General features: G+C 69.4%; 11 protein-coding genes. 2 read left to right on the forward strand and 9 right to left on the reverse strand.

The annotated features are described in order from the left end of the window. Positions 1 to 4 precede the first annotated feature (4 nt). Entirely contained in the window at positions 5 to 502 is a 498-nt protein-coding gene (locus BN159_RS41390) for a hypothetical protein (RefSeq protein WP_015663054.1), read from the reverse strand. 110 nt (positions 503 to 612) lie between these two features. Then, positions 613 to 1,446 carry a YhjD/YihY/BrkB family envelope integrity protein gene (locus tag BN159_RS41395; RefSeq protein WP_015663055.1) on the reverse strand — a complete coding sequence of 278 codons (834 nt, stop codon included), beginning with the start codon at positions 1,444 to 1,446 and terminating at the stop codon, positions 613 to 615. Positions 1,447 to 1,651: 205 nt separating this feature from the next. Here BN159_RS41395 and BN159_RS41400 point away from each other — a divergent pair, with 205 nt between their 5' ends. Beyond that, positions 1,652 to 3,496, forward strand: coding sequence for a glycoside hydrolase family 15 protein (locus BN159_RS41400; RefSeq protein ID WP_269451004.1), 1,845 nt, complete (start codon positions 1,652 to 1,654; stop codon positions 3,494 to 3,496). Between the two features lie 4 nt (positions 3,497 to 3,500). Here the strand turns inward: BN159_RS41400 and BN159_RS41405 are convergent, their stop codons facing one another. Beyond that, positions 3,501 to 4,475: an alpha/beta fold hydrolase gene (locus BN159_RS41405; protein ID WP_041822395.1), complete on the reverse strand. Its 975-nt coding sequence runs from the start codon at positions 4,473 to 4,475 to the stop codon at positions 3,501 to 3,503. Between the two features lie 221 nt (positions 4,476 to 4,696). Here BN159_RS41405 and BN159_RS41410 point away from each other — a divergent pair, with 221 nt between their 5' ends. After that, the gene (locus BN159_RS41410; protein WP_015663058.1) at positions 4,697 to 5,401 is read left to right on the forward strand and encodes a DinB family protein; all 705 of its coding nucleotides are present in this window, start codon (positions 4,697 to 4,699) and stop codon (positions 5,399 to 5,401) included. On the opposite strand, the gene BN159_RS41415 is transcribed toward BN159_RS41410, so the two are convergent. From BN159_RS41415 to BN159_RS41440, 6 genes are all read right to left on the reverse strand, one after another. Further along, entirely contained in the window at positions 5,398 to 5,724 is a 327-nt protein-coding gene (locus BN159_RS41415) for a hypothetical protein (protein WP_015663059.1), read from the reverse strand. The two genes, BN159_RS41410 and BN159_RS41415, sit on opposite strands and share 4 nt — an antisense overlap. Before the next feature lie 28 nt (positions 5,725 to 5,752). After that, the gene (locus BN159_RS41420; RefSeq protein ID WP_015663060.1) at positions 5,753 to 6,931 is read right to left on the reverse strand and encodes an alpha/beta fold hydrolase; all 1,179 of its coding nucleotides are present in this window, start codon (positions 6,929 to 6,931) and stop codon (positions 5,753 to 5,755) included. 161 nt (positions 6,932 to 7,092) lie between these two features. Continuing rightward, positions 7,093 to 10,344, reverse strand: coding sequence for a choice-of-anchor D domain-containing protein (locus tag BN159_RS41425; protein WP_015663061.1), 3,252 nt, complete (start codon positions 10,342 to 10,344; stop codon positions 7,093 to 7,095). Between the two features lie 186 nt (positions 10,345 to 10,530). Continuing rightward, positions 10,531 to 10,797 carry a hypothetical protein gene (locus tag BN159_RS41430; protein WP_015663062.1) on the reverse strand — a complete coding sequence of 89 codons (267 nt, stop codon included), beginning with the start codon at positions 10,795 to 10,797 and terminating at the stop codon, positions 10,531 to 10,533. A gap of 125 nt (positions 10,798 to 10,922) precedes the next feature. Further along, the gene (locus BN159_RS41435; RefSeq protein WP_015663063.1) at positions 10,923 to 11,402 is read right to left on the reverse strand and encodes an HIT family protein; all 480 of its coding nucleotides are present in this window, start codon (positions 11,400 to 11,402) and stop codon (positions 10,923 to 10,925) included. Between the two features lie 71 nt (positions 11,403 to 11,473). Further along, entirely contained in the window at positions 11,474 to 12,673 is a 1,200-nt protein-coding gene (locus BN159_RS41440; RefSeq protein WP_015663064.1) for a glycoside hydrolase family 64 protein, read from the reverse strand. Positions 12,674 to 12,849: the final 176 nt, after the last annotated feature.

The raw sequence follows: 12,849 nt of genomic DNA on the forward strand, positions 1-12,849 counted from the left end.
ACCCTCAGACGCAGGTCCGGCAGTACAGATGCGCCCCCGCCGCCCGCGCCCGGCGCGCCAGAGCGGTGAACGTCTCGACGGCCTCCCTGGCGATCCGGAAATCCCCGAAGTCGACCTCCTCGATCTCCTGCCACCGCGCAGCCACCATCGCGACGGCGTCCTCGGGCAGCTCGGCGAGGACGTCCCGCCAGCGGTCGGGCAACTGCTGGAGGACCAGCCCCGTGCTCCAGGGGGAGTCAGGACCTATGGACTCCCCCTGGGGGTACGGCGGTTCGGGCCACACCAATTCCGGCTCGTCCACCAGGTCGGTGAAGGGAACACCCTCGGCGTGGGCCACCAACTGGCCCAGGACGATGTTCGGGTCGAGCCCTTTCGCGTCGACCCAGTCCACACCCGCGTCCTCCAAGGACGTCCCCTGAAGCCAGTCGCCGTCCGGGCCGATGGCCTGGTTCACCGCCGTGGCGTGGTCGCTCGCGAGGAAGTAGTCGTGCAGTACACCCATTCCGGTCTCCGTTGTCGATCCGGTCCTGTGTCGAGTAGAGCAGACGCCACTGACACTGCCCCTGGTCGTGCGACGTATCGAGGCAGGCCCGCCCGTGATCCGGGCGCGGGCTACTCGCCGTCCTCGGAACCGTCTCTCCTCTCGGTCCAGTCCTGCACCAGCACCGCGCCGATCGTCACCGAGGCGACGACGGCCGCGCTCACGACGATCAGCCAGGACAGCAGGGTCAGGATCAGGCCGAGGGAACCGTACTCGGCCAGCGCGCGATTGAGCGCGGTGGGGATGTAGATCCGGGCCGTCAGCGCGAGCGCGCTCGTGGCGCCCGCGGCCAGGAGCGCGCCGGGCAGCAGCGGCAGCCAGGGCATCCGGCCGGCCAGCAGCAGGTGCTGCGTCAACAGCCACACCCCTGTGCTGACCAGGAAGAACAGGATGGTGCCGAGCCACAGACCTACCCCGAACCCCTCGCGGACAGGGCCCTGGAGGAGGACGACCAGCACCAGGACGAGCAGCCACGCCACCCACCGCCATGCCGCGATCCTGGTCTTCGCCCGCGGCAGCCGCCAGGCACGTTCGCAGACCCGGGCCATGACCCGGCTGAAGCTGGTGGCGGAGGCCAGCGCCACGACCAGGCCGACGAAGCCGGTGGTCTGACGCAGGCCGTCGTCGGAAGGGTGCTCCAGCACCTGGCCCAGCTCCAGATCCGACCGACCGGTCAGCCCGAACATCGCCCGCAGGGATTCCCGGAGCTGGTCGCGGATGCTCTGCGGGGTGAAGGCGGCGATGGCGAAAAGCAGCGGCACCGCGGCCAGGAACGCCTGCGCCGCGAGCCTCGTCGCGGAGTCCAGCAGGTTCGCCGACACCAACCGGCTCGTCAGCTCGCTCAGGACGGGGAAGCGCCGCTCCGTGCGGGCATGCAGGAGCTTCAGCCGCGTCATCCACGCCATGCCGCCTCCCGCTCGGCCACCGAGCCGTCCACGACAGTCAAGGCGCCGCCGGCCCGGCGCGTCGAGCGCTGCTGAGCCGATCGGGTCGCGAGCCGACCCGGGAGGTCCGGGCCGGGCCCGCCTCCCTCGAACGGCCTGCACCGCTCGTGGCGCCCGACGGGCCCGAGTGAGGGTGGCACTGGCTGCATGCGGCAGGAAGGAGGCGATGACCATGAGGCGCTACCCGCCCGTCGCGGACCACGGCATGGTCGGCGATCTCCAGACCGTGGCCCTGGTCTCCTCCGACGGCGTGATCAACTGGTTCTGCGCGCCGAGATTCGACTCGCCCAGCTTCTTCGCGTCCCTCCTCGACCACGACCGCGGGGGCCACTTCGCGATCACCGTGGACGGCGCGGACGTGAGCACCCGCCAGCTGTACCTGGCCGACACCGCCGTGCTCATCACCCGCTTCCTCACCCCTGAAGGCGTCGGTGAGGTGGTCGACTTCATGCCTGTGGACCGCTCGGAGACGGCCACGGACCGACACCGCCTGATCAGGGTGATACGGGTGACCCGCGGCCGGATCCGCTTCTCCGTCGCCTGCCGCCCCCGCTTCGACTACGCCCGCGCCGGCCACCGGCTCACCCTCCACGAAGGCGTCGCGCACTTCAGCGGCCCGGGCATCGACGTCCACGTCCAGCCGGCGGGCCCGCTCACGCTCCAGCGGGACGGCGTGGACGTCGTCGCGGACGTGGAGCTGGCGCAGGGACAGGTGGCGGCGACCGTTCTGACGGTGTGCGCGGCAGGAGGGCAGCAGCCCCCGCCGCCGACGCGCGACAGCATCCGCGCGGACTTCGAGGCGACCTGCCACTTCTGGTACCGGTGGATCCACCGCAGCACCTACCAAGGGCGCTGGACGGAGTCGGTCAACAGATCCGCGATCACCCTGAAACTGCTCACCTACGCCCCCAGCGGAGCTCCCGTGGCGGCCGCGACGGCCGGCCTGCCCGAGCAGATCGGCGGCGAGCGCAACTGGGACTACCGCTACACCTGGGTACGCGACGCCTCCCTGTCCCTGAACGCGCTGTTCGGACTGGGCTTCGACGAGGAGGCCCACGCCTTCCGCCACTGGATCGGCGAGCGGCTGCGCGAGGGCCGTACGGTGACCGGTGAGCCGTTGCAGATCATGTACCGCATCGACGGCGACCCGCACCTTGCCGAGGAGACCCTCGACCACCTGGAGGGCTACCGCTCCTCCGCACCCGTCCGGATCGGCAACGGCGCCGCCGACCAGCTCCAGCTCGACATCTACGGCGAGGCGACCTACGCCTTCACCCGCACCGAGGACCTCGCGCACCACATGCACTACGACGGCTGGCTCGCCCTGCGCGACATGCTCGACTGGCTGGTCGACAACTGGGACCGCGCGGACGAGGGCATCTGGGAGACGCGCGGCGGAAGGAAGGACTTCACCTACAGCCGCCTGATGTGCTGGACCGCCTTCGACCGCGGTATCCACGTTGCCCGGGACCTGGCCCGCCCCGCCGACCTGACCGCCTGGACCACCGCACGGGACGCCATCCTCGCGCAGATCATGGACCGCGGCTGGAGCACAACGCGCCGGGCCTTCGTCCAGCACTACGGCAGCGAGGTCCTCGACGCCTCGCTCCTGCTCATGCCGACGGTCGGCTTCATCACGCCCCGCGACCCGCGCTGGCTGTCCACGCTCGACGCCATGGACACCGAACTCGTCTCCGACAGCCTTGTCTACCGCTACGACCCGGCCGCCTCCCCGGACGGCCTGCGCGGCAGCGAGGGCACCTTCTCGCTGTGCAGCTTCCTCTACGTCGACGCCCTGGCCCACTCCGACCGCCTCGACCAGGCCCGCTACGCCTTCGACAAGATGCTCACCTACGCCAACCACGTGGGCCTGTTCGGGGAGGAGATCGGCCCCACCGGCGAACAACTGGGCAACTTCCCCCAGGCCTTCACCCACCTCGCCCTGATCACCGCGGCCCTGACCCTGGACGAGGAACTCAACCGGCCGGTGCACCCGCGCTGGAAGAACTGAGCACTCACACCTTGGCGAGCCAGTCCGTCAGGATCCCGTTGACCTCGGCGGGGCGTTCCTGCTGGATCCAATGACCGCAGCCGTCGAGAAGGTGGGACGAGACCAGGCCCGGCAGCGTGACCGGGTACGCCTCGATCGCCTCGGCCAGCCAGGTCGTCGAGGCGTCCAGGGTGCCGCCGGCGAACAGGGACGGCTGGGTGATGGGCGCGCCGTCGAAGGCCGCGAGATCCTCCCAGTCACGGTCCATGTTGCGATACCGGTTGAGCGCCCCGGTCAGCCCCGTCCGCTCGAACTCTCCAGCGTAGACGTCGAGTTCGCTCTCGCTCAGCCAGCCGGGCAACCGGCCGAGCGGGAAGCGGTCGCGCAACGTCCCGCCCCTGCCGACGAAATGGGGATCGGGGGCGCCGGGAGCGGGCATCGTGTCGGCGGACAGCGCGGCGTAGAAGCCCGCGAGCCAGCCCCGTACATCGGGTTCGATCTCCGCCTCGGCGCGGCCCGGCTCCTGGAAGTACGAGACGTAGAACTCCTCGTCCCCGCCCATCCCGGCGAAGACATCGCTCGGGCGCGGCCCGCCGCGCGGGGTGTAGGGAACGCTCAGCAGCCCCACCGCGCGGAACACCTCGGGCCTGAGCAGGGCGGAGTTCGCGGCGATCGTGGCACCCCAGTCATGGCCGACCACGATCGCCGACTCCGCACCCAGGGCACGCACCACGGACACGTTGTCCTCGACCAGATCGAGCATCCGGTACGCCTCGGTCGCGGCCGGCTTGGAGGAGCGGCCGTAGCCACGTACGTCGATGGCGACCGCCCGGTACCCGGCCGCGGCGAGGGCCGGCAGCTGGTGGCGCCAGGAGTACCAGCTCTCCGGGAAGCCATGGATCAGCAGCACCAGCGGCCCGGAGCCCGACTCCGCGAGGTGGATGCGGCCTGCCGGGGAGGGGATCAGTCGGTGTGTGACGGGGGCGGGGTGCTGCGGCATGGTCTCCTCCAGGCGGGTTGATCCGGCGGACGGGTTGATCCCGAGCATGCGGAAGATCCGGCCGCGAGGACGAACGCGTTTGCCAGTTCAGCAAGTTCTCGGCGCGGCTCGTACGCCATGCTGTTTCGGCCGCAGGAAATTCACTCGCCCGCCCTCACCCCGGCGCACTACGCTCCGGCTGCACGACACAGGTGCGACATGCGACGGCGAGGGGAGCCGGCATGGAGGTCCCGGGCGTGCGGACGGACCGTTTGGGTGTGCTGATCGACCAGTTCGACCGCGCCAAGGAGATGGCCCAGGTACGGCTGACCGGACTCGGCGACGAGGAGTACCTGTGGGAGCCCGTCCCCGGGTGCTGGTCGCTGCGGCGCCGCAGCGAGGCGACGACGCCCAGGGCGTTCGGGCCGGGGGAGTGGGTGCTCGACCTGGGCGCGCCGGACATCCCGGCCAACGAGTACGACGAGATCGCCCGGCAGGCCGCGAGCGGTATGAGCGTCGCCAAGATCGCCGAGGACTGGAGTGTGAGCGTCGAGCGGGTCCAGGACGTCCTCGACCACACCGGCACTCCGGAGCCCGACAAGACCGCGGTCACCACCATCGCGTGGCGGCTGGCCCATCTGCACGTCCAGTTCGCGGGCCAGTGGGAGTGGACCTTCGGCGACCGTCGCCAGGACCCCAAGCTGATGGTCGACTTCACCCCCTCAGCCGCCCTGACCCTGGAACGGTTCTGGCCCCTGGTGGACCGCTGGCGAGACCGCGTCGCCGCCCTGACCGACGAGGAGCTCGACACGGTCGGCCTCTCGCAGTACCCCTACGGCTCCGACCCCGACGAACCCTTCATCAGCGTCCTGTCGGGCAGCAGCCTGGAGTTCATCCACCACATGGCCGAGATCGCCCTGCTGCGCGACCTGTACGCGGCCCGCTAGCTCTCGCCCCGGCGCCGAGCCGAGTCGACTTTCGCGGCCAGCACGCCCATCTCGTGCAACAGGGCGAAGTACTTGGACGCGTATGCGTCGTCTCCGATGGACGGAAGGACATTCCCCAACACCGCGGTCTCTTTGCGCAGGACGCCCTGGCGCCACTCGTCCAGGGGCCCCTCCATCGCCGACGCGACACATCCGGCGAGAGCGGTGTCGAGCGACACCATGCAGGTGCCTTCGGGCTCACGCCGGTAGAACCCCCGGGGAAACGGCAGCGCCATGAACTCGTCCCAGAGCCGCGACAGTTGATCCGCCTTCGTTTCCGCCATGCACGTGATCATCCCGCATGACCAGGGGTCAGTCCATCGGCGTCAGGACGTCGTCCTCGTCGAGGAAGTAGCTGCCCTTCGCCAGGCCGTCCACGGTGTTGTTCTTGAGCCACTGCCTGGACATCCGGTGCACCGTCTTGTGCCTGTCTTCCCAGGGGATCTGATGGCCCGCGCAGGCGACGCGGAACATCAACTTGTGCGAGCCGGGAATGGCGTCGTAGAGCGCGGGCACCGAGAAGTGCAACAGGCCGAGGTCGGGAGCCGTGTTCACGATGGAGTCGAGGTCCCCGTAGATGATGAGCACGGGGACGTCCGCGCCGAGGATGCCGTCCAGCGGCACGGTGGTGGAGTTCCAGCCCCACCAGTAAGGGTTCTTGACCCGCATGATACCGCCGGGCACCCCGGGTGCCCCTTCCTCTTCGGGACCCCAGGTCGCGCCGATGGAGTCGTTCTCCATGATGGCGTCCCACACGACGTCGACCATGCCCTCTTCCTGCTGCTTGTGGCACTCCACGTCCCTGTTCCACGAGGATTCGAGACCCCCCTTGGTGGTGAGGGTCATGGGGAAGCCGAACACGGCCGCGGGGGCACTCACCGCCAAGTCCACGGGCGCGTCCCATCGCGTCCCGGGCTTGCTCTCCCTGCCGCCCGGCGGAAAGATCGGCGCGAGCAGCAGCAGGCTCCTGACGTTCTCCTTGTGCTGGATGGCGTACGGCCCGAGCTGCTGCGAGGCGGCCGACCAGCCGATGAGATCGACCTTCGACGCGCCTGTGAGGTTCGTGATGTAGGTGACGACCTTGTGCACCTCGTCCCAGTTGCTCTGCGAGTTGTCCAACTGGCGGGGGTACTGCACAGGACCGGAAGCGCCACCTGGATGTGTCGCCAGAAGGTGCTTCTGAGTGGGGTTCACATTGCGTGGGTCGGACATCTCGGGGCGGGTGGACCGGCCGGACCCCTGGAGGTCCATGATGAAGACGTCGTAGCCCGCCTTGGCCAGGTCATCGGCCCAACCGTACTTGCCGTACTGGAGATCGAACCCCGCCAACGCCGGCACGCTGCGGCCGTGCAGCATCAGAACCGGCTCACGCGGATGGTTGTCCTTGGTGCCGTTGCGCTCCCTTACGAAGAGCGTGGCGGGCTTGCCCTTGTTGGCGGGGATGGTCGATATCCACGCAATGGAGTGATCAGTGAGGATCGGTTCTGCCATGACTGCGCTCCGACGGTGATACGTGGGGGATGGCGCGCGGCAGTCTCAATAGGCGTCGGGCAGTGCACCTTCGCCGCCCGCGTCGGGCCGCCCCTGTGCCACATCGTCCTTCCTTCACGATAACCCCAGGCCAGGGGCCATGCCCTGTCCAAGATTCAAACTCACCCCGGAGACGTGTCGGGCGTGATCCCCATGCCAGGAACCAGCCCCGTCCCGGACAGCGGCATCCGATACGGCCCACCCACCGCGTTGCTCGTGACGATGAGCTCCCCGTTCCGCGGCCCTCCGCCGGTGGGCCGGAAGAGAACCCTGACCATGCACTCACGGCCAGGCCGGACACCCCCGACACAACCGGGACCGTTCACGAAGTCACCCGTGGTGTGCAGGGAGTTGACGACGAGGACGGCATTGCCGGTATTGCGAACCGTGATGTCGCGCCGGTCCGTGCCGCCGATCGGCAGCGCCTCGAAGACCAGCGCGGCGGGCTCGAAGGTCACCAGCGCTCCGGAACCGCTGCCGGACAGCGGGACTTCGTACCGTTGGCCGTGGGCGTCGGTCATCGCGAGCACGGCGGACCGGCTGCCGACGGCGACCGGGGTGAAGGTCACGGCGACGCGGAGGCTTCCGCCCGACGGTACGGGTTCTCCGGGTGGGGGAGTCACGTCGAAATCGTCGTCGTGGCCGGTCACTTCGATGGTCCGTATCTCGACCGGGGCGGGACTGTTGTTGCGGAGGGCGACGGTCACCGCCGCGGAGGCCGTCCCGACGGCCTGCGAGCCGAAGTCGACGCTCGTCGGGTCGATTAGGACGGCCGGGGCGGCGGCCCCGACACCGCTCACCGGGATGCCCCGGGCCGGGCCCGTCACATTCGTGACCAGCAGGAGCTCGGCGCTCCGTTGCCCCAAGTCCCCAGGCCGGAAGCCCACTTGCACGCGCGTCGACTGCTCGGGCTTCAACTCCGCCCGGATGCCCGGCCGCCCGTCCTTGTCGGCGAACGTGAAGTCGCCGGCGTGGGCGCCGGTGAACGAGGCGCCGGACAGGAGTAGATCGGCGCGACCGGAGTTGGTCAGCTCGATCCACTGCGGCGACCCGGACGTCCCGACAGGCTGCGGACCGAACGAGAAGGACCCCGGGACGGCCGTGAGTTCGGGCTCGGCCACTCCCTCGCCGGTGAGCGCCAACCGCTGCCGACCGCCCTCGGCGTCGGACTCCACCACAAGAACTCCCGTACGGAGTCCGGGCATACGGGGCCGGAACACGACGTCCACCTCGCAGCTCTGGCCAGGCGCGAGGAGGCGTGGATAGGGCGCGCAGCCGGTGCGTACGACCTGGAAGTCGTCGCCCGCGACGGCGTCGGCGAGGGTGAGGGGTACGGTCGGCCCCGCATTGCGCACGATCACCGTACGAGGCGGCGACCGGTGCCCGATCCAGGTGACCGGGAAGGCGAGCCCGTCCGCGGCGGTCGGGCTGAACTCGAGCCGGGGCCGGACACCGGTGCCCGTGAGCGGGATCTCGATCGTCCGGTCGGGAAGGTCCGTCGACAGCAGCAGGGCGGCCTGATGGACGCCGTCGGCGGTCGGCGCGAACACCACGTCGATGGCGCAAGTGGAGCCGGGGGCAAGCGTGTTCCCGCAGGGCGGCCGGCTGCCGCGGGTGAGGGCGAAGGCGGAGTCGGTCGTGTCGATCCCGTTGATGACGAGCGTGGTCTCGCCCAGGTTGCGCAGGGTCAGGGTCTGCGGTGCGCTGACGGTGCCGGGAATGGCGACGAAGGTGAGGCTCTCCGGCGTCAGCCGCGGCACGGGACGCAGGTCGAGTGCGTGCGGGACCTCAGTGTTGTCGGCCCGGTCGGTCGACCAGTAGACGACCGTGGTGAGACCGGGCGCGGTGACGCTGAACCGGACCTGGGGCTGCGTAGTGGTCGTGCGCGGCAGCGGCTGGGCACCCATGGCCTCGTACGTCAGACTCCGGAAGCCGGACAGCGACCCGGGGTCGGCGCCGTTCAACTCGATGGTCACATGCCCCGGGACGGGGTGGCTGACCTTGCGGGTGGTCGTCGGACGGATCTTGTCGATGTTGATCCGAAGCGTCCTCGGCAGCTCGCCCGCGCCGGTGTCGTCCTCGGCGGCGTAGCAGAGCGTGGTGCTGCCCTGCTCGGTCACGGTGACGGACGCGGTGGGTCCGGTGACGGTGGTCGGGGAGATGGGGTTGGCGCCGGTGGCGCTGAAGGTGATCCGGGGTACTCCGCCGCCCGGGGAGGCCGTACTGGCCAAGCGGACCTCGACATCGGAGTTGTGCCAGCCGTCCGCGTTCGGCAGCGGCGACAGCCTGGCACCGGTGAGCAGACCGACCGGCGGGCGGGGGCCGATGTGCACGGTGGCGGTCCGCTCCTCCAGGTCGAAGCCGAGCACGCTGATCACGAGGTTCTCGTGCGCGTCGGCGAAGTAGTCGCCGGGCTGCATGTCCTGGACGCGGCTCATGGACTGCCGTAAGTGCGGCACGCCGTTGCGTACGTGCCGCACCAGCACCCCGGGCCGGTCGATGCCGCTGTCCCAGCCGGTGTCCTGGGGCATGCGCAGTTCCACCGCGTAGTACTGGGTGGAGGAGCCCAGCCAAATCCGGATGAGCCGGATGCCGGGCGGCGGCTTGTCGAGCGCGCTGAGGGTGATGGTGCCGCCGCGACCGAGCGACGAGAGGTCGAGCCTTTCATTGCTGCGGAACCAGCCGAGCCGGTCCTGGTAGACGCCGCACAGGGCAGGCCCGCTCTTGGCGAACCGAGGATGGGTGTAGGTGGGCGACTTTCCGCCGAAGGTCTCCGCGCTCATGATGTCCCACCCGTCGCCGTACTCCCTGAAGGTGGGTTCGTCGCTGAAGGAGTGCGGCAGGCCGTAGCCGTGGCCCATCTCGTGCGCGGCGAAGGTGTTGGTCCAGGCTCCCGGATCGAGGTTGACGAGTCCGAACTCCTGCTCTCCGTCACCGACTTTGACGACCCGGCGCATCGAGGAGCCCGAGTCGATGGGTGCGTTGACGAGCGCGATGATGCCCTGGAACGCGCTGAAGTCGACCGCTGTGTCCGCCGCTTCGATGCACGCGTACACGAGATCGGTCCGGGCTCCGGGCCAGGTCCAGGTCTTGGCGGTGGCCAGCGACAGTTCGAGTGTGAACCAGCCGAACACCGCCGACCCGGCCAGCGAGATGGCCCCGCCGGACATGGCCCGCCAGTAGTCGGCCATGCCGCCCTTCCCGGCTCCGGCCATCGTGAAGAGATCCTCGAAGAACGGCGCCTCCTGCGGCTGGTCCGCGACATCGGAGAACTTGCACATCAGAACGGCCCAGGGGGTGGGGCCGACGGGACGATACACGGCGGCCTGCTCGCCGCCCCTCGCGTCCTCTTGCGGTACGGGAAGAACGCTCATGACTTGGCCCCCGATGCGTTGTCGGACTTCCCCGCCGGACAACAACTCCCCTGCTTCCGAGGGCACCACCGCGCCGGAGGGGAGTCAATCCGACGCTTCCGAACGCCGCGTCCGCAGCGGCGTCATGAGGATGACGCAGAGAAGGGCGAGCAGGGGCCGCCGAGGGGGAGCGTCAGTGCCGGGCCGTCACCCATCCCGCTCCGGCAGGGACGTGTACCCGTTCGGCCCCGGCGTCCGGCCCTCCGGAGGGTATTCACAGTCAATGCTGGAGATCTCGTAGTCGTCGCCCTCGCTCTGCTCCTGGTCGACGACCACCGCGGCCGTGCAGACCCGGCCGTGCTTGTCCGTGAACGTGACTATCTCGCTGTAATCCGTCGGCTGGCTGCACCCCGTCAACACCATGGCCGCCACTCCGGCGACCACGACCACACCGAACCCCCACCGCGGTTTCATCCCTAGCCCCTCCACACCGACTCGCGACCCGACCCACCAGCCGCTCCGAAGCCCACCGCCTCCGAACACGCATCAGCCGCGCGCCCGGTTCCGGGATGACGACCGCACTGACGCACGGGCCGCCGCTAGTCCGTAGCGCGCAGCCGGTCCAACTCACCGGCGATCGCGTCCCGCAGCGCATCATGCTGCGGACCGAGCCGGAATCGCTCGTCATGCCACCGGTCAGGCGGGTACAGCCACACCGGCTTGCCGACCGACTCGGCCGGCTCCCAGTCGAATCGAGGCCAGATGTGCGCGTGCAGGAAGGGGTCAGTGTTGCCCAGGATCTCCAGGTTGACCCGGCGGAAGCCGGGGTTCAGGCGCCGGCAGGCTGCCTCCACCGCTTCGCCGAGCCGGTCCATGTCGGACAAGAACGCCAGCCGCTTGGCTCTGGGCAGTTCGGACAGCCGTTGAACGCCGGGCTCATCCACGAGAAGAACCGAGTATCCAGGCAGGAACTGTACGTCGCCGATCACCGCGAACCCTGACTCGAGCCGCCGCAGCACCGTGGGGTTCTCGCCCCGCAGCGCGGCTCCGATCCGGTCCGCCCGCCAGTCCGTGACCATGGTCCCCCGACCCAGGTATGCACAAGTGATGGTGCCCGCACCCGGAGACCCACCGGGTGCGGGCACCGGACTCAGCTCAGCGGGTCCAGCGTGACATACGCCTGTTGAGGGTTGCCGTCGTGGACGAGGGACTCGTGGTTGCCGACGTCGTCGAAGGCGAATGCGTATGCCTTGCCGTCGGTCATCTGGGCGTGGATGACCCGCGCGTAGTGATTGGTCACCGCGTCCCGGTAGAAGTTCGCCGACGAGGTGTCCGGCTGGTTGGGGTTCGTCAGCAAGGTGGAGCGGTTGAAGCCCGCGCACAGGGTGCGTGAAATCGGCCCGCGTACGGCGTCGTTGGGCGCGTCCAGCAGCTTGTGGCAGCGGAAGATGCTGTCCGCGTCGGGCTTCTGGAAGCTGGTGACGACCGCGCCGGATCCGTTGGTGAAGTTCATGACGTTGCCGGAGACTCGGCCGTAGTACTTCGTGTTGGGCTGGTTGGCGAACGGCGTGACCGTCAGCGTCGAAGTGGTGTACCGCTGCCAGACGCGGTTGACGTAGTCGTTCATCACGGAAGCCGGGAGCCCGCCGGTCTCCAGCCCGTGGCCTGGGGACAGGACCCGCAGCACGCTGCCGTCGGTCCGGGTCTGGATCAGGTTGGCCCACCCGCCCGGCTGGGCGCGCAGCGCGGCGAAGACGGCGTTGTATCCGCCGGACTTGAGGCGGCCGGTGCTGATCGTGGTGCCGTCACCGCGCCGGACGCCGACCGCGTAGGGCGCGGAGAACATGTCCACCTGGGTGCTGTTCAGCCACAGCCCGCCGTCGTTGAGCGTGTACTCGGACCAGTTGAAGAGAATGTTCCGGTTGGGGTCGCTCGGATTCTGCACGGCCGGCTGGACCAGACCGCCGGTGGTCAGGCGGAAGTCGAGCTTGCGTCCGTAGGAGAAGTAGATCCGGCCCGAGAACTTCGGCATCCGGATCGTCAGCGACTGCCCGGCGGCCGGCCCGGCGATGGACGCGTCCGGCGCGGGGGTGGGCGGGTTGCCTCCGGCGGGCCAGGCGTGGAAGGTGCCGTTCGCATCCGCCCAGCCCTGTTGGCCGGTCGTGAGCGAGGTCCCGATGTTGTAGACGTACACCGGCTCGCCGCGACCACTGCTGTTTTTGATCGTCAGCGGAATCGTGGCCGGGACCGCGGCACGTGCCTGCGACGGCGCCGCCCACACAAGCAGCGTGCCCAGCAACGCGACCGCCGCGGCCACGGCGACTAAGGGGTGCTTGATTCTGTGGAGCATGCTCGGACCTCCGTGGGGGTGGGAGTGGGGTTGGTCCGTACCTGCTTCTGAGAGCGCTCTCAGCGTTGCGCCGAGATGACGGCCTGTCAATGAGTGGGTCGTAAGCCGGTTCAACCCAGAACCACGAACCAAGACGACGACCCAAGCACCACGAACCACGGGCCCGGCATCGGGAT

This window comes from Streptomyces davaonensis JCM 4913, from assembly GCF_000349325.1.
In the GTDB taxonomy this organism is placed as follows: Bacteria; Actinomycetota; Actinomycetes; order Streptomycetales; family Streptomycetaceae; genus Streptomyces; species Streptomyces davaonensis.